The sequence below is a fragment of the Micromonospora kangleipakensis genome (genome assembly GCF_004217615.1).
Lineage (GTDB): Bacteria > Actinomycetota > Actinomycetes > Mycobacteriales > Micromonosporaceae > Micromonospora > Micromonospora kangleipakensis.
The window spans coordinates 2,739,016-2,758,944 of the sequence record NZ_SHLD01000001.1; the positions used below are offsets into that span (position 1 = coordinate 2,739,016).

At 75.0% G+C, this 19,929-nt stretch carries 20 protein-coding genes; 8 read left to right on the top strand and 12 right to left on the bottom strand.

The genetic code is table 11. The annotated features are described in order from the left end of the window. Positions 1-77 precede the first annotated feature (77 nt). The gene (locus EV384_RS13240) at positions 78-1,124 is read left to right on the top strand and encodes a LacI family DNA-binding transcriptional regulator (protein WP_130333371.1); all 1,047 of its coding nucleotides are present in this window, start codon (positions 78-80) and stop codon (positions 1,122-1,124) included. A 184-nt stretch (positions 1,125-1,308) separates the two neighbouring features. Here the strand turns inward: EV384_RS13240 and EV384_RS13245 are convergent, their stop codons facing one another. Then, the gene (locus EV384_RS13245) at positions 1,309-2,529 is read right to left on the bottom strand and encodes an acyl-CoA dehydrogenase family protein (RefSeq protein WP_130333373.1); all 1,221 of its coding nucleotides are present in this window, start codon (positions 2,527-2,529) and stop codon (positions 1,309-1,311) included. Continuing rightward, positions 2,529-3,617, bottom strand: coding sequence for a phosphotransferase family protein (locus EV384_RS13250; protein WP_130333375.1), 1,089 nt, complete (start codon positions 3,615-3,617; stop codon positions 2,529-2,531). The genes EV384_RS13245 and EV384_RS13250 overlap by 1 nt, the downstream gene beginning before the upstream one ends. A gap of 149 nt (positions 3,618-3,766) precedes the next feature. On the opposite strand from EV384_RS13250, the gene EV384_RS13255 reads away from it, so the two are divergent. After that, the gene (locus EV384_RS13255) at positions 3,767-4,471 is read left to right on the top strand and encodes an ACT domain-containing protein (protein WP_130333377.1); all 705 of its coding nucleotides are present in this window, start codon (positions 3,767-3,769) and stop codon (positions 4,469-4,471) included. An 80-nt stretch (positions 4,472-4,551) separates the two neighbouring features. Continuing rightward, positions 4,552-5,610 carry a GNAT family N-acetyltransferase gene (locus EV384_RS13260; RefSeq protein ID WP_130333379.1) on the top strand — a complete coding sequence of 353 codons (1,059 nt, stop codon included), beginning with the start codon at positions 4,552-4,554 and terminating at the stop codon, positions 5,608-5,610. A 120-nt stretch (positions 5,611-5,730) separates the two neighbouring features. On the opposite strand, the gene EV384_RS13265 is transcribed toward EV384_RS13260, so the two are convergent. From EV384_RS13265 to EV384_RS13275, 3 genes are all read right to left on the bottom strand, one after another. Then, complete coding sequence (locus tag EV384_RS13265) at positions 5,731-7,296, bottom strand: aldehyde dehydrogenase family protein (RefSeq protein ID WP_130333381.1); 1,566 nt, start codon at positions 7,294-7,296, stop codon at positions 5,731-5,733. A gap of 289 nt (positions 7,297-7,585) precedes the next feature. Then, positions 7,586-8,113, bottom strand: coding sequence for an isochorismatase family protein (locus EV384_RS13270; RefSeq protein ID WP_130333383.1), 528 nt, complete (start codon positions 8,111-8,113; stop codon positions 7,586-7,588). Between the two features lie 157 nt (positions 8,114-8,270). Further along, on the bottom strand, positions 8,271-8,996 hold the full coding sequence (locus EV384_RS13275) for an LPXTG cell wall anchor domain-containing protein (RefSeq protein ID WP_242624032.1): 726 nt from the start codon (positions 8,994-8,996) through the stop codon (positions 8,271-8,273). A gap of 311 nt (positions 8,997-9,307) precedes the next feature. On the opposite strand from EV384_RS13275, the gene EV384_RS13280 reads away from it, so the two are divergent. Further along, the gene (locus tag EV384_RS13280; RefSeq protein ID WP_242624033.1) at positions 9,308-10,294 is read left to right on the top strand and encodes a GlxA family transcriptional regulator; all 987 of its coding nucleotides are present in this window, start codon (positions 9,308-9,310) and stop codon (positions 10,292-10,294) included. Between the two features lie 77 nt (positions 10,295-10,371). Here EV384_RS13280 and EV384_RS13285 read toward each other — a convergent pair whose 3' ends face one another. Beyond that, complete coding sequence (locus tag EV384_RS13285) at positions 10,372-11,592, bottom strand: YbfB/YjiJ family MFS transporter (protein WP_130333387.1); 1,221 nt, start codon at positions 11,590-11,592, stop codon at positions 10,372-10,374. 245 nt (positions 11,593-11,837) lie between these two features. Here EV384_RS13285 and EV384_RS13290 point away from each other — a divergent pair, with 245 nt between their 5' ends. Both EV384_RS13290 and EV384_RS13295 read left to right on the top strand, forming a co-directional pair. Continuing rightward, positions 11,838-12,707: a DUF488 family protein gene (locus tag EV384_RS13290; protein WP_130333389.1), complete on the top strand. Its 870-nt coding sequence runs from the start codon at positions 11,838-11,840 to the stop codon at positions 12,705-12,707. A 110-nt stretch (positions 12,708-12,817) separates the two neighbouring features. Continuing rightward, entirely contained in the window at positions 12,818-13,345 is a 528-nt protein-coding gene (locus EV384_RS13295) for a GNAT family N-acetyltransferase (protein WP_130333391.1), read from the top strand. 203 nt (positions 13,346-13,548) lie between these two features. On the opposite strand, the gene EV384_RS13300 is transcribed toward EV384_RS13295, so the two are convergent. The 3 genes from EV384_RS13300 to bioB are packed head-to-tail and all read right to left on the bottom strand — an operon-like array spanning position 13,549 to position 15,273. Continuing rightward, a complete protein-coding gene (locus EV384_RS13300; protein ID WP_130333393.1) occupies positions 13,549-14,055 on the bottom strand; it encodes a GNAT family N-acetyltransferase in 507 nt (168 codons plus the stop codon). A 4-nt stretch (positions 14,056-14,059) separates the two neighbouring features. After that, positions 14,060-14,269 carry a biotin synthase auxiliary protein BsaP gene (bsaP, locus tag EV384_RS13305; RefSeq protein ID WP_130333395.1) on the bottom strand — a complete coding sequence of 70 codons (210 nt, stop codon included), beginning with the start codon at positions 14,267-14,269 and terminating at the stop codon, positions 14,060-14,062. An 8-nt stretch (positions 14,270-14,277) separates the two neighbouring features. Then, entirely contained in the window at positions 14,278-15,273 is a 996-nt protein-coding gene (bioB, locus tag EV384_RS13310; RefSeq protein ID WP_089010433.1) for a biotin synthase BioB, read from the bottom strand. A 181-nt stretch (positions 15,274-15,454) separates the two neighbouring features. Here bioB and EV384_RS13315 point away from each other — a divergent pair, with 181 nt between their 5' ends. Both EV384_RS13315 and bioD read left to right on the top strand, forming a co-directional pair. Beyond that, on the top strand, positions 15,455-16,591 hold the full coding sequence (locus EV384_RS13315; protein WP_130333397.1) for an 8-amino-7-oxononanoate synthase: 1,137 nt from the start codon (positions 15,455-15,457) through the stop codon (positions 16,589-16,591). A 142-nt stretch (positions 16,592-16,733) separates the two neighbouring features. After that, positions 16,734-17,438: a dethiobiotin synthase gene (bioD, locus tag EV384_RS13320; RefSeq protein ID WP_130340503.1), complete on the top strand. Its 705-nt coding sequence runs from the start codon at positions 16,734-16,736 to the stop codon at positions 17,436-17,438. A 3-nt stretch (positions 17,439-17,441) separates the two neighbouring features. On the opposite strand, the gene EV384_RS13325 is transcribed toward bioD, so the two are convergent. The 3 genes from EV384_RS13325 to EV384_RS13335 are packed head-to-tail and all read right to left on the bottom strand — an operon-like array spanning position 17,442 to position 19,776. Further along, entirely contained in the window at positions 17,442-17,744 is a 303-nt protein-coding gene (locus EV384_RS13325) for an antibiotic biosynthesis monooxygenase family protein (RefSeq protein ID WP_130333399.1), read from the bottom strand. Next, the gene (locus EV384_RS13330) at positions 17,744-18,733 is read right to left on the bottom strand and encodes an SDR family NAD(P)-dependent oxidoreductase (protein WP_130333401.1); all 990 of its coding nucleotides are present in this window, start codon (positions 18,731-18,733) and stop codon (positions 17,744-17,746) included. Before EV384_RS13330 ends, EV384_RS13325 begins: the two co-directional genes overlap by 1 nt. After that, positions 18,718-19,776, bottom strand: a complete 1,059-nt coding sequence (locus tag EV384_RS13335; protein ID WP_130333403.1) for a methyltransferase — start codon at positions 19,774-19,776, stop codon at positions 18,718-18,720. The genes EV384_RS13330 and EV384_RS13335 overlap by 16 nt, the downstream gene beginning before the upstream one ends. Between the last annotated feature and the right edge of the window lie 153 nt (positions 19,777-19,929).

The following is a 19,929-nucleotide window of genomic DNA, read 5'->3' on the forward strand; positions in this document are numbered from 1 at the left end:
TGGCCAGCCAGTAACGGGCGGCCCGGCCCCGTCGGCGTGACAGGTGCCGGGCCAGTCCGATGTCGGAGGAGCAGCCCATGACAACGCAGCGCACGCGGTCGCTCGGGCGCCCGACCCTCGACGTGGTCGCGGCCCGCGCCGGCGTCGGCCGCGGCACGGTCTCCCGCGTGGTCAACGGCTCGCCCCAGGTCAGCCCGGAGGCCAGGGCCGCCGTCCAACAGGCGATCGCCGAGCTGGGGTACGTGCCCAACCGCGCCGCCCGGGCGCTGGTGACCCAGCGGACCGACTCGGTGGCGCTGGTGGTCTCCGAGTCCGGCGAGCGAGTCTTCACCGAGCCGTTCTTCGCCGGCATCGTCCGGGGCGTCAGCTCCGGGCTGCTGGAGACCCCGATGCAGCTCTGGCTGGCCATGGTGCAGTCGCCGATCGAGCGGGAACGGGTGGAGCACCACCTGACCAACCAGCACGTCGACGGCGTCCTGCTGCTCTCGCTGCACGACTCCGACCCGCTGCCCACCCTGCTGGAGGAGGGTGGCCTGCCCACCGTGCTCGGCGGTCGGCCGGCCCGGATGCTGCACCCCAACGCCCAGCCGGCCTGGTTCGTCGACATGGACAACGTCGGGGGCGCCCGGCAGGCGGTGGAGCACCTCTTCGCGCGGGGGCGGCGCCGGATCGCCACCATCGCCGGGCCGCAGGACATGGGCGCCGGCCTGGCCCGGTTGTCCGGCTATCGGGAGGCCGTCCGGGCCGCGGGCGCCAGCGTCGAGGAGGACCTGATCGCGTACGGGGACTTCAGCGAGGGCAGCGGCATCGCCTGCATGCGACGGCTGCTGGAGGTCTGCCCCGACCTGGACGCGGTCTTCGCCGCCTCCGACCTGATGGCGTTCGGCGCCCTCCGTACGCTCCGCGAGGCCGGCCGCCGGGTGCCGGAGGACGTGGCGGTGGTCGGCTTCGACGATGCGCCCATCGCCCGGCAGGCCGAACCCCCGCTGACCACCGTCTTCCAGCCGGTGGAGGAGATGGGCCGCCAGATGGCCCGCCTCCTGGTCTCCCGCATCCGCGGCGACGAGGTCCCCTCCCCCCACGTCCTCCTCGACACCAAACTCATCCACCGCACCTCCGCCTAACCCCCCACCCCCCACCCCCCCACCCCCACCCCCACCCCCCACCCACCCCCACCCTCCCTCCCACCCCGCCCGATCCCGGGTTGATCATGAAGTTGTTGCCTCGACGCGCCGTGGTCGAGGGCAACAACTTCATGATCAACCGTGCGGTGGGGGCGGTGGGGAGGGGGAGCGGGAGGGGAGCGGGTCAGGCGGGGGTGGGCCAGCGGCGGAGTTCGCGTTTGGCGAGGGAGGCGCGGTGCACCTCGTCGGGGCCGTCGGCCAGGCGGAGGGTGCGGGCCTGGGCCCAGAGGCCGGCGAGCGGGGTGTCCTGGCTGACGCCGGCGCCGCCGTACCCCTGGATGGCCTTGTCGATCACCCACTCGGCCATCGCCGGGGTGGCGATCTTGATGGCCTGGATCTCGGTGTGCGCGCCCTTGTTGCCGACGGTGTCCATCAGCCAGGCGGTCTTGAGCACCAGCAGCCGGGCCTGCTCGATGCGGACCCGGGACTCGGCGATCCACTCCCGCACCACGCCCTGCTCGGCGAGCGGCCGGCCGAACGCGATCCGCTCGTTGGCCCGGCGGCAGAGCAGCTCCAGGGCCCGCTCGGCCATGCCGATCAGCCGCATGCAGTGGTGGATCCGGCCCGGGCCGAGCCGGGCCTGGGCGATGGCGAAGCCGGCGCCCTCGGCGCCGACCAGGTTCTCCGCCGGCACCCGGACGTCGGTGAAGTCGATCTCGGCGTGGCCGCCGTGCGGGGCGTCGGTGTAGCCGAAGACGGTCATGCCCCGGCGGACGGTGACGCCGGGCGTGTGCCGAGGGACCAGGATCATGCTCTGCTGGCGGTGCCGGTCGGCGTCCGGGTCGGTCTTGCCCATCACGATGAAGATCTCGCAGCGCGGGTCCATCGCCCCGGACGACCACCACTTGCGGCCGTTGATCACGTACTCGTCGCCGTCCCGGGTGATCCGGGTGGCGATGTTGGCGGCGTCGGAGGAGGCCACCTCCGGCTCGGTCATGCAGAACGCCGAGCGGATCTCCCCCGCCAGCAGCGGCTTCAGCCAGCGGTCCCGCTGCGCCGCGGAGCCGAACTCGGCGAGCAGCTCCATGTTGCCGGTGTCCGGCGCGGCGCAGTTCACCGCCTCGGGGGCCAGGTGCGGGCTGCGCCCGGTCAGCTCCGCGAGGGGAGCGTACTGAAGGTTGGTCAGGCCGGCGCCGTAGCGCGGGTCGGGCAGGAAGAGGTTCCACAGGCCGCGTTCGCGGGCCTCCGCCTTCAGCTCCGCCAGCACCGGGGAGCGGGACCAGGGGTCGCCGGCGGCGGCGACCTGCTCGGCGTGCACCGGCTCGGCCGGGTACACGCACTCGTCGAGGAACGCGGCCAGCCGATCCCGCAACTCGACCGTACGGTCGTCGTACGCGAAGTCCATCACTCCTCCCGGACCGCGCGCAGGCCGTGGTCGACCAGCGGCGCCACCATGTCGCCGATCCGGTCGAAGCCGCCGCCGAGCGTCTGCCCGAGGGTGTGCCGGTAGTGGATCCCCTCGCAGATCACCGCGAGCTTGAAGCAGCCGAGCGCCACGTGCCAGTGCAGCGGGCCCACGTCGACGTCGCTGCGGCCGGCGTACCGGTCGATCAGCTCGTCGCCGGTGGGGAAGCCGGCGCGCGGGCCGATCCCGTCGGCGACGGGGTTGCCCTCGGCGAGCTCGCTGTCGCCCAGCACGCTCCAGTACGTCAGCAGCAGCCCCAGGTCGGCGAGGGGATCGCCGAGGGTGGCCATCTCCCAGTCCAGCACCGCGCGGACCGTGACCGGGTCGATCGCGGCGAGGAGATTGTCCAGCCGGTAGTCGCCGTGCACGATCCGTCCCGCGTTGGCGCCCTCCGGCACGGTGTCGGCGAGCGCGTCGCGCAGCTCGTCGATGCCGGGCAGCGCGCGGCTGCGGGACCGGTCGAGCTGGCCGGCCCAGCGGCGTACCTGCCGGCCCAGGTAGCCCTCCGGCCGGCCGAAGTCGGCCAGCCCCACGGCCGCCGGCTCGACCATGTGCAGCGCCGCGAGGGTGTCCATCATCGCCATGGCCAGGTCGTGCCGCTGTGCGGCGGTGAGCGGGTCGGTCTGCGCCCGGGTCCGGTAGACCTCGCCGTCGACCTTCTCCATCAGGTAGAACGGCGCGCCGATCACCGCGTCGTCGGCGCAGAGCAGCAGCGCCGCCGGGACGGGGACGTCGGTCGGCGCGAGCGCCGAGATCACCCGGTGCTCGCGGGCCATGTCGTGCGCGGTGGCCAGCACGTGCCCCAGCGGGGGCCGGCGCAGCACCATCTCGCGCCCGCCGGCGCGCACCAGGTACGTCAGGTTGGACTTGCCGCCGGCGATCAGCCGCGCCGACAGCGGCCCGGCGGCCAGCTCCGGCCGCCGCTCGGCCAGGTACCCAGCGAGCCGGTCGAGATCGAGGCCCTTGGGGGACCGGTCGGGCGCCGAGCCGGTCGGTTTCTGGGCGGGGTCGACGGCCGGTTCGGTCATCCGGATAGTTGATGGCAGCTCAGCTTTCTTGTCAAGGTCGGATTTTCCGCCGGGACATGCCGCTGCAACAGGGGCGAAATGGTCAACCGGCAGGCTGGTGCCCAGCCTGCCGGCCGTCCCGACCGGCCCGCCGAGCGGAGGGACCAGACATGTTGCTGAGAGTTCGGGTGACCCTGCCGGACCGACCCGGGACGCTCGGCCAGGTGGCCCGCACACTCGGCGTCTCCGGCGCCGACATCGTCCAGGTGGTGGTGCTGGAGCGGCTCGGCGGCCGGGCGGTCGACGACTTCACGGTGGTCTGGCCGGGGGCGGCGCGGGTGGAGCGCCTCCTCGCCGGCCTGGCCGCGATCGCCGGCGTCAAGGTGGACGGGGTGTGGCGGGCGATCGGCGCGCCGACCACCACCGGCCAGGACGCCGAACTGCTCGCCCAGGTCGCCGCGAACCCGACCGACGGGGTGGCCACCCTGGTGGACGCGGTGCCCGGGCTGCTCGCCGCCGACTGGGCGGTCGCCGCCGTCGTACCGCTGGACTGGGCCTCGCGCAGCGGCGGGGCCGGCCAGGCGACGGTCGGGCACGCGAGCTGGCGGGCGCCGGAACCGCCGCGGCTGCCGGAGGTGACCCCGCTGCGGGCCCGCTCGATGACCACCGCGGATGGCGACCACTACGCGGTCGCGCCGTTCGGCCGTGCCGGCCTGGTGCTGGTGGTGGCGCGCGACCGCAGCGAGCCCCTGGCGGCCGCCGCGTTCCACTCGACCGAGGTGGACCGGCTGGCCCAGCTGGTCCGGGCCAGCGCCGTGATCCTCGGTGACCGCCTCGACCTGGTCGGCGCCCCGCCCGTGACCAGCGTCACCTGACCGGTTCGCGCCTGTCACCGTCGGGCAACGGCGGCGCAACAGCCGTCCGGCAGGGTCTTGTGGTGAGGGAGGGAGCAGACATGACGCTATGGCGGATCCGAGCCACCGTGGACGACCGGCCCGGCTACCTGTCGGTGCTCACGGCGAGCCTCGCGTTGCGCGGGGTCAACATCCTCACCGTGCAGGTGCACACCACCGAGGTGGGCGCCGTCGACGATTTCCTCGTCGACGCGCCCGACGAGCTGACCGAGACGGACCTGCTGGCCGCCGTGGAGCGGGGGCGGGGACGGGACTGCTGGGTGGCGCGCAGCGAGGCGCGCGGCCTCGCCGACCAGCCCACCCGGGTGCTCGGCCTGGCCAGCCGGCTGGTCCGCGACCCGGACGCGACCGGCGAGGCGCTGCGCGCCCTGCTGGGCGCGGACGCGGTGACCTGGCGGCCGGTGCCGGTCGGCGGCCGACCGGGGATCGGCGCGGCGACGATGCTGCTCGCCGACCCGACCGGCGGGTCGTTCGAGCTGCGCCGGGCCGCGCCCAGCTTCACCCCGGCGGAGTACGCCCGGGCGCAGGCGCTCGCCGAGCTGGCCGCCACGGCGGCCCGCCGGGCGGTGGACCAGGTCACCCTGCTTCTGCCCGACGGGGCGGAGCTGCTGGTCCGGCCGGCGACGGTGGACGACCTGGCGGGCGTGGTGGAGCTGCACGAGGGCTGCTCGGCGCGCAGCCGGCAGCGCCGGTACCTGGGTGGGGCGGGGTCCCCGTCGCCGTCCCGACTGCGCCGGCTGCTCGAACCGGCGCGGGGGGTCAGCCTCGTCGTGACCCGGTCCGGCTTCGGCGGGGCGGCGGAGTCGGTCGTCGCGATGGCGAACCTGCTCGCGGAGGGGGACGAGGCGGAGGTGGCGCTGCTGGTCCGGGACGACTGGCAGCGGCGGGGCATCGGCACCGCGCTGCTCCACCGCCTGGTCGGGCACGCCGAGCGGGCCGGTTACGCGGCCCTGGTGCTGCACGTCCTGGCGGAGAACGCGCCGATGCTGCGGACCCTGGCCCGGCTGGGCCGCCCGACCCCGATGGAGCGGGACGGGTCCCTGCTGACCGCGACGGTGCCGCTGGTGGCCGGCGTGACCATCCCGGCGCGGTCCGGGTGAGCTGAATGGAGCGTCGGCGTCGGGCGGTGCGCCCGGCGTCGGCGGGACGGCCGACCTCCGGTGCGGAGGCGGTGAAACGGCAGGGCCCCCGGTGCGGGGGCCCTGCCCATGTCCGGTGTCTCAGGTGGCCGGGTAGCTGCTGTAGTCCGGGAAGTTGCCGTAGAGCCGGCCGTCCCCGCCGACGGTGACCGCCTGGACGAGCAGGTCGCCGCCGACGAAGGCGCCCTTCCAGGAGGCGCCCCGGCCGCCGAACGGCTCGTCCCGGTCCCCGCGCGAGCGGGGCTTGTTGATGCCCACCTTGAACGCCTGGAGGTCGACCGCGAGCTTCGCCGCCTCGTCGGTGTCGTCGCAGGCCAGCGACGCGACCAGCGCGCCGTTGGAGGCGTTCATCGCGGCCAGCAGCTCGTCGGTGGTGTCCACCACGACGATGGTGTCGACCGGGCCGAACGGCTCGGCGTGCATCAGCCGGGACCGACCGGGCGGGGCGAGCAGCACCGCCGGGGCGACGTACGCCGAGGTGTCCTGCCCGTCGAGGAAGGGTGCGCCGTCGAGCTTGCCGCGGTGCAGCGGCACCGCGCCGCCGCGTACCGCCTCATCGACCTTGCGGCGCAGCTCCTCGGCCTTGGCGGCGCTGATCAGCGGCCCGAAGTCCAGCTCGGGCAGCGGGTCGCCGGCCGACCAGTCCTCGCCGACGGCGAGCGGGTGTCCGAACCGGACGGAGCGGACCACCGGCAGGTACATGTCGAGGAACTCGTCGACGAGGTCGCGCTGGACGACGAACCGTGGGTACGCGGTGCAGCGCTGCTTGCCGTACTCGAAGCCCTTCTTCAGGTGCGCGGCGAGCATGTCCCACTGGGAGAAGTTCCAGATGCCCCAGGCGTTGAGGCCCTCCTGCTCGATGAAGTGCCGTTTGTCGGAGTCGAGCAGCGCGGCGGCGACCTTGCCACCGTTGGAGCGGCCGCCGACGAAGGCGACCGCGCCGATCTCCGGCGCCCGCACCAGGACCTCGGAGAGCTCCTCCCCGCTGCCGGAGACGAGCGTGGCGGGCAGCCCGGCGCGGCGCATCAGGGCGTGCGCGACGGTGAGGCAGACCGCGCCGCCCTGGGACGGGGTCTTGGCGATGACCGCGTTGCCGGCCAGCAGCTGCACCAGCTCGGCGTGCACCAGCACGCTCATCGGGTAGTTCCAGGAGGCGATGTTGCTGACCGGGCCGGGCAGCGGCTCCCGGCCGTCGGCGAGCATCCGGTCGATCTCGCCCACGTACCAGCGGACGCCGTCCAGGGCGCGGTCCACATCGGCGCAGGCCAGCCGCCACGGCTTGCCGATCTCCCAGACCAGCAGCAGGGCGAGCAGGTCGCGGTGCGCGGTGAGCGCGTCCAGGGCGTCGGTGACCCGGGCCTTGCGGTCGGCGAGCGGGGTCTGCGCCCACTCGCGGTGCGCGGCGGCGGCGTGGGCGACCGCCGCGCGGGCCGAGTCGGCGTCGAGCCGGGCCAGGTTGACCAGGACGGTGTTGTCGACCGGGGTGCGGACCGGGGTGGGTGACCCGACCGCCCGCCAGTCGCCCTCGACCAGGTTGTGCAGGGTGGTGACGCCGTCGGTCGGCGCCCCGAAGGCCTCCGGGGCGGCGGCCACCGCGCGGGCGAGGGTGTCGGACCAGGCGGTGCCGTCGGCGAGTCTGAGAGCCATCGCGATCTCCTCAGGGTGGACCGGGGGAGCGGCGGCGTCCATGGCGCCGCTGGTGTCGCGTACTGTCCCGCGCCGTCGAGCGCGGCGGCAACCGTACGTTCGTATGCCAGGACACCAGGTCCGCCGTCCGGCGCCGCTCGCGGTACCTTGCGACCGTCGACCACCGGCTCTGACCTGGGAGTACGCCTCAAACAAATAGAAAGCTGTCGATGATGTGATCCACCTCCGGGCGACGTCGACCGGGTTACCCGTCAGTACGGATCAATACCGGATCCGGTTCAACGGTCGCTCAGGAGCCGCGCAGCGCCGCGACCGCCTCGTCGGTCGAGCAGACCGTGCCGAGCCGGCGGAAGATGTAGTCGACGGCGAACTCGTGCGCGTACGCGTCCAGTCCGGACATCGCGTCGTGCGGGAAGACCACGCGGTAGCCGATCTCCTCGGCCACCCGGGCGGTCTGCTCCACGCCGAAGTTGGTGACCAGCCCGGCGACGACCAGCGTGTCGACGGCCCGCTCGCGTAGGGCGGCGTCCAGCCCGGTCTCGTGGAAGGCCCCCCAGCTGTGCTTGACGATCGCCAGGTCGCCGGAGCGCGGCACGGCCTCGGGAACCAGTTCGCTCCCCGCCGGCTGCGGGTCGGGGCCGGGGCGCTCGACCCGGACCACCACCACGGTGGCGCCGGCGGCGCGGGCGGCCTCGGCGAGGGCGACGCAGCGGGTGGCCACCTCGGCCCCGGTGTGCGGGGCGGTGGGCAATCCCACGATGCGACGCTGCAGGTCGATCAGGACGACGGCGGTGCGCTTCGGGTCGAGAGCTTCCACAACCAAGATCGTATCGGGGCTGCTCAGAATGTCCCGCCGGCGGTGAGTCGGTAGGGGATGTGCAGCTCGGCCGACCTGCCCTCGGCGTGCCGTCCGAGAAAGACGGAACCGGCCGCCGGACGAATGTCCGACGGCCGGTTCAGTTCACCGGCTGGGGTCAGCTGGTGAAGGTGATCTTGTCGCGACGGCGACGGAGCACCATCAGCGCGACACCGCCACCGATCAGGGCGAGGCCGGTCAGCGCGGTGCTGGTCGCGGCCACACCGGTGAGCGGGAGCCCACCCTCGGTGCCGTTGCCGCCACCGACGCCGCCCGGAGACTGCGACGTCGCACCCGACTGGCCCGGCGTCGGGGTCGGCGACTCCGACGACGACTCCGACTCCGACGGGGTCGGTGAGGGCGACTCGGTCGACTCGCACGGCTTGAGCCAGAAGACCTTGTGCTTCTCGGTCCACCCCGGGTGGTTCTGCCGGTCGACCGTGAGCTTGATGTGGTAGCCCTGCTTCGGGTGCGCCATCGCCTCGGTGAGGTTGAGGTCGGCGGCGGAGAACCGGAAGACCTCGTCCGGGTCGTTCCGGTACGAGCCACCGCTGGCCTTGTCGTCGCTCACCAGCACGTCGGTGACGCGCTTGACCTCGTGGAAGTCCGGGGCGGACGGCGGCCACGCCTCGAAGATCAGGCTTGCCCGCTCGTCCTTGTCGAAGTTGAAGAACTCGACCTGGAACTCGCAGGTGACGTGCGGCTCGTTCCGGTTGTCCAGCTGGTACGCGGGCCCGTCGATCTTGACAGTGCCGTTCGCGCCGCCCGGGTCGGTGGCCAGGGCGGGACTACCGAGAGCGAGGCAGGCCATGGCGGCGGCTGCGGTGAGGGCCGCGCGCGCCACGTGCCGACGCTGTGGCATGTGGATCCTCCGAACTTGGAAATACAGACGGCACATGTTCGCATGAACCGATCGCCGGGGCGACACCGGAGACATCGGACGATCGGTCTGAGCTGGGGCGACGTGGCGGCCATGAACGTGTTCACGCCGATCTCTTCGTCGATGCGCCGCGTGTCGATGTAACGCTCGTGATCACTGCAACGCTGCGACCTGCCGAGCTTCTACCGATTTCTCCCGTCTTCACACACGGTTGGAACAGCCGGGCCGTCCCCACCGACACCCGGCACGTGCTCTACGCGCACTAGGCTCGACCCGTGGAGGCCCGGGGGCGCAGTGACACCGTGCTCTTCGTCGTCTACGACGGGGTGCGGCTGCTTGACGTCACCGGGCCGCTGGAGGTGCTCACCGTCGCCAACGAGCACGGCGGCTCGTACCGGCCGCTGCTCGCCTCACCCGACGGACGGGACGTGGTGAGCAGCGCGGGCGCCCGGCTCGGCGCCGACCTGGCGCTGCCCGACGTGACCGGCCCGATCGGCACCCTGGTCGTGCCCGGCGCGCCGGACTGGCAGGCCGCCGCGGCGGACGAGGCGCTGCTGGACCAGATCCGCCGGCTCGCCGCCGGGTCCGCCCGGACCGCCTCGGTCTGTGCCGGGGCGTTCCCCCTCGCCGCCGCGGGCCTTCTCGACGGCCGCCGGGTGACCACGCACTGGGACCTGGCCGACCAGCTCGCCGCGCACTTCCCGGCGGTCACCGTCGACCCGGACCCGATCTTCATCGTCGACGGCCGGATCATCACGTCCGCCGGGATCACCGCCGGCATCGACCTGACCCTGGCGCTGGTCGAGGCGGACCTCGGCCCGGAGACGGCCCGCGCGGTGGCCCGGCACCTGGTGGTCTTCATGCAGCGCCCCGGCGGGCAGTCCCAGTTCAGCGTCCGGACCAACACCGCGAGTACCCGCAACGACCTGCTGCGCCGGGTGCTGGACACGGTGGCCGCGGACCCGGTCGGGCCGTACGACCTGGCCGGCCTGGCGGCGCTGGCCGGGGTGAGCGCGCGGCACCTCGGCCGGTTGTTCCGCACCGAGCTGGGCATCACCCCGGCGGTCTACCTCGACCGGGTCCGGGTCGAGGCGGCGCAGGACCTGCTGGAGCGCGGCGACGACACCCTCGACGTGGTGGCCCGCCGAGTCGGCTTCGGCTCGCCGGAGACGATGCGCCGGGCCTTCCTCCGCGAACTCGGCGTCACCCCCGGCGCCTACCGCTCCCGCTTCCGCACCACCGGCATCAATCCCACCCCCTGAACCGCCGCGATCCGGGACCTGTCGTGGCCGGCGGGAAAGCCGGACGACAGGCCCCGGATCGTGGCCGGGCGGCCGGGTCAGCGACGGAGGGCGGCGACGGGTTCCGGGGCCTCGGCCGGGACGGTGTCGCGCTGGCGCAGGGCGACCAGGGCGGCGGCGGCCAGCAGGCCGACGGAGAGCCAGAGCCCCACCGCGACGCCGCCGGAGTCCGACAGCGCGCCCGAGACCAGCGGGCCGACCGCCTGGCCGACGGAGAAGGCCACGGTCAGCAGGGCGATGCCGGCGGTCCAGCCGCCGGCCGGCAGGGTCCGCCGGGCGAGCACGGTGGCCGCCGTCGGGCCGGCCATGAACGAGCTGCCGAAGACCGCCGCCGACACCAGCGCCGCGGGCAGCCCGGCCGGCAGCAGCAGCACCGGCAGCACGCCGACCAGCACCAGCACCGAGACCAGCGCCGGTCCGCGGCCGCCGGGCAGCCGCCCGATCACCCGCCCCCACACCGTCAGCGTGGCCACCGCCGAGGCGAGACCGAGCACCACGAAGAAGGTGGCGACGCCCGCGGTGCCGAGACCCTGGTCGCGCAGGAGCGCGATGACGAAGGTCATGTAGCTGACGTAGCCGGCGCCGAAGAGGACGTACCAGGCGAAGGTCGGGGCGAGCCGGGCCAGGTCCGCCCGGGGCAGCCCGGCGCCGGTCCTCCCGGCCACCGCCGGGACCCGCCGGACGGCGAGCACGGCCGGCCCGACCGCGAGCACGGCCACCACACCGAGCAGCAGCCACCCGGCCCGCCACCCGGCGTCCCCGGCCACGGCGAGGGCCGCCGGCACCAGCAGTCCGGAGAGCACCACGCCGATGCCGACCCCGGCCATGTAGAGCGCGACCAGCAGCGCGGCCCGACGCTGGCCACCGCCGGCGGCGACCCGGGCGGCGAGCGCCGACCCGAGCACGAAGGAGACCGCCGTGGCCAGCCCACCGACGAACCGCAGCAGGCTCAGCACCGGATAGTCCGCGGTGGTCCCGGTGAGCAGCAGGGCGAGCGCGCTGACCGCGAGGGCGCCGGCGAAGGCGGCCCGGTCGCCGAGCCGGCGGGCCCAGAGCACCGCCGTCCCGGCGCCGATCACGTAGCCGGCGGCGTTCGCGGTGTTCAGGCCGCCGGCCTGGGCGTACGTCCAATGCAGGTCGCCGCGCATGGCGGGCAGCAGCAGGGCGTACGCGAACCGGGTGAAGCCGAGCGCGACGACCGGGCCGGCGGCCAGGCCGAGCGCGATCAGCGCCTCGCGCCGGCGTGGATTCGGGGACATCGTTCCTCCTCAGTCGGCGGGCTCGTCGGCCCGCTGACAGGTGGAACCGGGAGGGGTCGGGGGGCGATGGCCGTCCATGAGGACAGGTCACCCTCGGATCGGGACACCCCCTCCCGGTCGTTTCGACCGGAACGGGGGTTTTGCCGCTTATGTGATGCGCCGGATCGCGCCGGGCTGGCTGAGAAACTCGGCACAGCACCCACCCGGCTCCCATCCGTCAGGCGTGCGGTGAGGTGGAGGTGGGTGTGAACCCTGAGGAGTCGTTCCGGGCATACGTGGCCGCGTGGACAGCCGCGCTGTCTCGGTCGGCGTACCTGCTCACCGGCGACCGGCACCAGGCCGAGGACCTGGTGCAGCTCACGCTGGTGCGGCTGACCCGGCACTGGGAGCGGGTGAGCCGCTCCGGCGACCCCGACCCGTACGTCCGGCGGACCATGTGCAGCCAGCACGTGTCGCTGTGGCGCCGGCGCTGGACGTCGCCCCGGACCTGCTCACCGCCGGCCGGTTCGGCGCCCCCACCGTGCGGGCCGCGCCCCCGCCGGGCTGACCGGGTGGCCGGCCGCGATTGCGGGCAAGCTGACGGGGTGGAGCGGGCGTTGCTGACCGTGGGGCACGGGTCGGCCGACCGGGAGCGGCTGGGGGAGCTGCTGACCGGTGCCGGGGTCGCCCTGGTGGTGGACGTGCGGCGCTACCCGGCCAGCCGGACCAACCCGGACGTGCGACGGGAGGAACTGGCCCGCTGGCTGCCGGAGCGGGGGGTCGACTACCGCTGGGAGCCGCGGCTCGGCGGCCGCCGGCACGTCCGGGCCGGGGACCCGGAACCCGACATCTGGTGGACGGTCGCCGCGTTCCGGGCGTACGCGGCGTACACCCGGACGCCGGACTTCGACGCGGCGCTGGACGGGGTGCTCGCTGAGGCCCCGCGGCGGACCACCGCGGTGATGTGCAGCGAGAGTGTCTGGTGGCGCTGCCACCGGCGGCTCATCGCCGACGTCGCGGTGCTGGCCCGCGACGTACCGGTGCGGCACCTGATGCCGGACGGGCGGCTCAGCGCGCACCTGCCGGCCGAGGGCGCCCGCCGGCTCCCCGACGGTCACCTGATCTGGGACGGGTGACTCGTCGGCAGCTCGTCGGCGAGGACCGGGACGGGTCGGGAGGTGGTCTGGGACCGGTGCGGCGGGGAAAGCGGTGGCCCGCCTGGCGCCCGTCCCACTAGCCTCCGCCCATGCTTGAGCTGATCACCCCCACCGCCCGCCTGCACACCGCCTGGCTGGCCGCCCGCGACGACTGGGGCCGGGGCGTCCACCAGGACGGCAGCGGGCTGCAGCCGGACGACGACGTCGACTCGCCGGAGGGCTTCGCGACGTGGGTGCGGCGGCTGCACGAGCACGCGGACGAGTCCCGGCCAGCGCCGGAGGGGCTGGTCCACGCGCTGCACTGGTGGATCGTCGACGGCGACGAGGTGCTCGGCGCGATCTCCCTGCGGCTGCGCCTCAACGATTTCCTGCGGCGCGCCGGCGGGCACATCGGCTACGGCGTACGGCCGTCGGCGCGGCGCCGCGGCGTGGCCACCTTCGCCCTGGGCGGGGTGTTGACCGAGGCGGGTCGGCGGGGCCTGGACCCGGTCCTGGTGACCTGCGACGTGGACAACGTGGCGTCCACCCGCACGATCGAGCGACACGGCGGGGTGCTGGAGGACGTGCGGGACACCGAGTTGGGGCAACTGCGGCGGTACTGGATCCACACCGCCTGAGCCGACATCGCGTGGGACGTGCTCGCGGATGTCGCTGCCGCGCTGGCCGAGCCGACATTCACGCAGGGTCGGCCGGTCTCGTTGACGGTGTTGACCACCACCGGGTCGTCGTAACGGTGGGACACCGGCTTCGCCATCGGCTGGCACGGCGGGGTGCTGGCGGACGTCCGGGATCCGAGCTGGGCGGATCCGCCCCCGCTGACTCAGTCCGCCAGTTCGTCGGCCAGGAGGTCCATCAGGAGGGCGTCGTGCCAGCGGCCGTCCGCGCCGCGCTCGTAGCGGCGCATGATGCCGACCGGACGGAAACCCACCTTCGCGTACGCGCGGATCGCAGCGGTGTTCGCCGCCGCCGGGTCGATGGTGAACCGATGGTGGCCGTGCTCGTCGACCAGGTGCCGGGCCAGGGTGCGGATCGCGTCCCCGCCGAGGCCGGCGCCGCGCACCGCCGGGTCGAGGAAGATGTCCATCGCGGCGTGCCGGTAGTCCGGGTCGGGCTCGGCGTACCACTGGATCGCCCCGACCACCCGGCCGTCGTGCTCGATGGCGTACACGGTCAGGTCGTCGTCGGCCAGGTCGGCGCGGACGGCCTCGGCCAGGTCGTCGCCGCCGCGCCACCAGTGGCGGACCTCCGGGGTGGCCCGGATCGCCGCGAGGACCGGCACGTCCGCGTCCGTCGCCGGCCGCAGCGTCACCGCCCGCCCCCGCAGCACGGCCTCAGCCTCGGATCTCGCCGTGCTCGACGCAGGCCGCCGACCAGCCGACCGGCAGCACCTGCACCTTCATCCGGCGCCGGCAGTGCGGGCAGTAGCGCGGCGGCTCCAGCGCCCGGGCCGCCGCGCAGGCCGGGTGCGGGCCCGCCGCCGCGGACTCGCCGCAGCGGTCGCACCACGACCCGGCTGCGGTCGGCTCCACCAGCTCGGTCACCGTCGGCCTCACAACGTCGCGGAGAGCGCCTTGACCGGCATCTTCAGGTCGTCCAGCAGCGCGAGGTCGTCGGTCGCCGGCCGGCCCAGGGTGGTCAGGTAGTTGCCGACGATGACCGCGTTGATGCCGCCGAGCAGGCCGTCCCGGGTGCCCAGGTCGCCGAGGGTGATCTCCCGGCCGCCCGCGTACCGCAGGATGGTCCGCGGCATGGCCAGCCGGAACGCGGCGATCGCCCGCAGCGCGTCCTTGCCCTCGACCACCGGGCGGTCACCCAGCGGCGTGCCCGGGCGGGGGTTGAGGAAGTTCAGCGGGACCTCGTGCGGGTCCAGCTCGGCGAGCTGCGCGGCGAACTCGGCGCGCTGCTCGACGGTCTCGCCGAGGCCGAGGATGCCGCCGCAGCAGACCTCCATGCCGGACTCGCGGACCATCTTCAGCGTCTCCCAGCGCTCCTCCCAGGAGTGCGTGGTGACCACGTTCGGGAAGTAGGAGCGGCAGGTCTCCAGGTTGTGGTTGTAGCGGTGCACGCCCATCTCGACCAGCTCGTCGACCTGCTCCTGGGTGAGCATGCCCAGCGACGCGGCGACCTGGATGTCGACCTCCGCCTTGATGGCGGCGACGCCCTCGCGCATCTGCTTCATCAGCCGGGCGTCCGGGCCGCGCACGGCGGCCACGATGCAGAACTCCGTCGCCCCGGTCTTCGCGGTCTGCTTCGCCGCCTCCACCAGGGACGGGATGTCCAGCCAGACCGAGCGGACCGGGGAGGTGAACAGCCCCGACTGCGAGCAGAAGTGGCAGTCCTCGGGGCAGCCGCCGGTCTTCAGCGAGACGATGCCCTCGACCTCGACCTCCGGGCCGCACCAGCGCATCCGCACCTCGTGGGCGAGCTGGAGAGCGGCGGGAACGTCTTCGTCGGGCAGGTTCAGCACGGCGAGGACACCGGCCTCGTCGAGGCCGACGCCGTTCTCCAGCACCTGGGTCCGGGCCTGGTCGAGGATCTCTGGCATGGCTCGTACCCTACAAGGCCGTCGGACGGGGGAGAACGGCCCAGGCCCGGCGCTCGATCCGGGCACCAGCGGCGTCCGAGCAGCCCGGCCGGGCGGCCCGCGCCACGCCGGGGCCGGTCGGGCGGGTGGTAACTTCGCCCGGCGGGAGCGCCCGCGGGCGCGGCGGACGAGGGGAGTGACGGTGGCGGACTGGCTGGCGGCGCTCGACCGTCGCGCCGAGCTGCGGGCCCGGGCGGGACTCACCCGCACCCTGCGCCCCCGCGCCGCCGGCGACGCCGTGGTCGACCTGGCCGGCAACGACTACCTCGGCCTGGCCACCCACCCCGAGGTCACCGCCGCCGCCGCGCGGGCGCTGTCCGGGTACGGACTGGGGGCCACCGGGTCGCGCCTGGTGCGCGGCTCCACCGACGCCCACCACGCCCTCGAGGACACCCTCGCCGAGTGGCTCGGCACCGACCGGGCGCTGGTCTTCTCCTCCGGCTACCTGGCCAATCTCGCCGCCGTCCGCGGTGTCGTCCAGCCGCGAACGCTGCTCGTCTCCGACGCCCACAACCACGCCTCGCTGATCGACGGCTGCCGGATCTCCGGCGCGGAGACCGTGGTCACCCCGCACGCCGACGTCGACGCGGTGGCCGCCGCACTGGCCGCCGCCCCCGGCCGGCCGGCCGTGGTGGTCACCGAGTCGGTCTTCTCCGTCGACGGCGACCTGGCCCCGCTGGCCGCGCTGCACGCCGTCGCCCGACGGCACGGCGCGCTGCTGCTGGTCGACGACGCGCACGCGCTCGGCGTGACCGGCCCGGCCGGCGCCGGCGGGGTGGCCGCCGCGGGCCTGTCCGGCGAGCCGGACGTGGTGGTCACCGCCACCCTGTCGAAGGCGCTCGGCGGCGCGGGCGGGGTGGTCGCCGGCCCGGCCGAGTTCGTCCGCCACCTGGTGGAGACGGGCCGGACGTTCATCTTCGACACCGCGCTGCCCCCGGCGGTCGCCGCCGGGGTCGCCGCCGCCGCGCGGCTGGCCCGCGCCGGCGACGACCTCCGCGCCGAGCTGGCCGACCGGGCCGCGCTCGCGGTGCGGCGGCTCGGCGCGGCCGGGCTGACCGTCTCCGCCCCCGACGCGGCCGTGGTCTCGGTGACCGCCTCCAGCCCGGAGGCGGCGACCGCCTGGGCGGCGGACTGCCGCGACCGCGGGGTCGCGGTGGGCTGCTTCCGGCCGCCGTCCACCCCGGACAGCCGCTCCCGGCTCCGGCTGACGATCAGCGCCGGGGTTGCGCGCGCGGACTACGAACGGGCCCTGGACGTCATTGTGGAATGTGCGCCGTGAGCGCGAGGAGTGAGCCGGGTTTGCGAGCCCCGCAGTCGCGAACCGAGGTGGGCTCCGTGAGCGCGAGGAGTGAGCCGGGTTTGCGAGCCCCGCAGTCGCGAACCGAGGTGACACCGTGACGGATGGCGGGTGGACCGGGCCGGTGCTGGTGACCGGCACGGACACCGGGGTGGGCAAGACGGTGGTGACCGCGGCGATCGCGGCGGCGGCGCAGGCCGCCGGGCTGCGGGTCGCCGTGGTCAAGCCGGGGCAGACCGGTACGGCCACCGGCGAGCCGGGCGACATCGACTCGGTGACCCGACTGGCCGCCCCGCTGACCGGCCGGACCCTGGCCAGCTACCCGGACCCGCTCGCCCCGCTCGCCGCCGCCCGGGTCGCCGAGCTGGAACCGCTGGAGCTGTACGCGGCGGTCGACGCGGTCCGCGAGGAGGTCGACAAGCACGACCTGGTGCTCGTCGAGGGGGCCGGCGGCCTGCTCGTACCGATGGGGCTGCGGCCCTCGGGCGAGCCCTGGACGGTGGCCGACCTGGCGGTGTCGCTCGGCGCCCCGGCCGTGGTGGTGGCCCGCGCCGGGCTCGGCACGCTGAACCACACCGCGCTCACCCTGGAGGCGTTGGAGCGCCGGGCCGTCCCGGCCGGGGTGGTGATCGGCGCCTGGCCGACCGCACCGGAGCTGGTGCACTGGACCAACCTGACCGACCTGGTGCCGAACCTGCTCGGCGCCCTGCCCGACGGGGCGGGCGGCATGGACCCGGGGGTCTTCCGCCGCTCCGCGCCCGGCTGGCTCACCCCGGCGCTGCACGGGGTGCTGGACGACTGGCGCACCTGGGCCGAGGAGATCAGCTGACGCTCAGGGGTACGCCGCCAGGGTCTCCAGGATCTCGTACGGCGGCTGCCGGCGCGGGTCCTGGTAGGGGCGCAGCGGCGCGGTGGTGCCCCGGTGCGTGGCGCCGCCCTCCCAGTCCTGGAAGGCGGCCAGGCTGGTCCACTCGCTCATCACCACGAAGCTCGCCGGGTCGACGGCGGAGCGCAGCAGCTGGTTGCCGAGCAGCCCGGGGGTGCCGGCCAGCGCCCGGCTGACCCGGTGGTACGCGTCCCGCACCGCGGCGCCGTCGCCGTCCACGCGGTGCCAGAGCAGGATCCGGACGCTCATCACATCCCCCCGTCGACGGTGACGGTCTCCCCGGTGACGCACCGGGCCAGGTCGCCGGCGAGGAAGAGCACCGCCGCGGCCACATCCTCGGCGGTGCCCGGTCGGCCCAGCGCCACCGGCGGGTGGGTGTCGGCGGCCGGCGCCCGCCCCGGCGTCGACCCGCCGCCCGGTGCCGCCGTGGCCGGGGAGGGTGGGGCGACGGCGGGGCCGAAGCCCTGCATGGCGGTGCCCACCCAGTGGCCCTGCGTCGCGCTGCCCAGCCAGTGGCCCTGCGGCGCGGTGACCTGCACCTGCGGTGCGGGCGTTCCGGCCGGCGCCGGGCCGGTGGCGCTCTCCCGGCCGGCCGACGGGCCGCCCGGGGCCGCCGTGGCGGGGGCGTCCGCCGGGTCGAGGGCGATGCGCCCGGTGGCCACCGCGTTGACCCGGATGCCGTCCGGTCCCAGCTCCCGGGCCAGCGCGCGGGTCAGCCCGAGCACGCCCGCCTTCGCCGCCAGGTCGTGCGCCCGGGCCGGCCGGCCGCGCAGGGCCGCCGCCGAGGTCAGGTTGACCACCGAGGCGCCCGCGCCGAGCAGCGGCAGCGCCTCCCGGGTGACCAGGAACATCCCGGTCAACGTGCCGTCGAGCACCCGCCGCCACTCGGCCACCGTCAGCGCGGCCAGCCGGGCCGACCCGCTCGCGGTGTCCGCGTTGACCAGCACGTCCAGTCCGGACAGCTGCCGCCGGCACAGGTTGAGCAGCTGGGTCACCTCGTCCGGATCGGTGACGTCGGCCCGGACCAGGTGGTGCGTGCCGCCCCGCTCCTTCAGCCGGACCCGCAGGTCGTCCACGCCCGCACCCTCCGCGCGGTACGCCGCCATCACCGTCGCCCCCGCGTCGGCGAGGGCCAGCGCGACGGCCCGGCCGACGCCCCGGTCGGCGCCGGTGACCAGGGCCCGCCGGCCGTCCAGCCGCGCCCCGGCCCGCCCGCCCGCGCTCACGCCGGCCGGCATTCGAGCACCGCCCACCGCCCGGCCGTCGGCTCGCCGACCAGCTCGAAGCCGCCGGCGCGCAGCAGCTCCCGCCACTGCTCCGCGTCGCGTTCCCGGCCGCCGAAGCGCAGCAGCATGTCGATGTCGAGGAACTTGCCGTGGTCCCACGCGTTCAACGGAGCCAGCACGTGCTCCAGCACCAGCAGGCGCGCCTCGGGGTCGGCGCCGATCGCGGCGCGGATCCGGCGCAGGATCGCCAGCGCGTCCTCGTCGTCCCAGTCGTGCAGCACCGCCTTGAGCACGTACGCGTCGAAGCCGCCGGGCAGCTCGCCGAAGAAGTCGCCGGGCCGCACCTCGGCCCGGTCCGCCACGCCCCGGGCGGCGAAGACGCCGGCCGCCACCTCGGCCACGTGCGGCTGGTCGACCAGCGTCCCGCGCACCGAGGGGTGCCGGTGCAGCAGCTCGGCCAGGAAGTGGCCCCGCCCGCCGCCCACGTCGGCCACCCGGCGGAAGCGCCCGAAGTCGTACGCGTCGAGGAACTGCCGGGTGGTGGTCGCGCTCATCCGGGTCATCGCCCGGTCGAAGACCGCGCTCACCTCGGGGTGCGCCCGCAGGTGGTCGAAGAACCCGGCGCCGAAGAGCTCCGGGAAGACCGGCTTGCCGGTGCGCAGGCTGTCGACGATCCGCCCGTACGGCGCCCACATCTCCTCGGCGCCGTTGAACAGGATCATGTCCCGCTGGCTGTGCGGCACGTCGGCGCGCATCGCCTCGGCCAGCTCGGTGAGCGCGAACTCCCGGCCCTCCCGCTCGGCGAAGACGCCGACGGCGGCGGCGCAGCGCAGCAGCCGGTACAGCGCCCCCGGATCGGTGTCGGTGCGTCGGGCCAGCTCGTCGACCGGCAGCGGGCCGTCGGCCAGCGCGTCGGCGACGCCGACCTCCGCCAGCGCGTAGATGACCTGGGAGATGCGCTTGCCGCTGGTGAGCAGGAGGAGCCGGGCGGGTGCCGGCAACGGCGCGTCGCCGAGCCCGGCCACCGCCTGGGCTCCTCGCCAGTTGCTGTCCATGGGTTCTCCGTTCTCGCCGGGTGTGGGCCGGCGGACCGACCGGTGCCCCGGCCACCGACCGCCACCGGCGACGGTGCCGCCGCGCGCTCGAGAACCGGTCAGGACGCGGTGGTGCCCGGCGCTCCAGCCGCCCTCCAGATCGACTCCACCGGG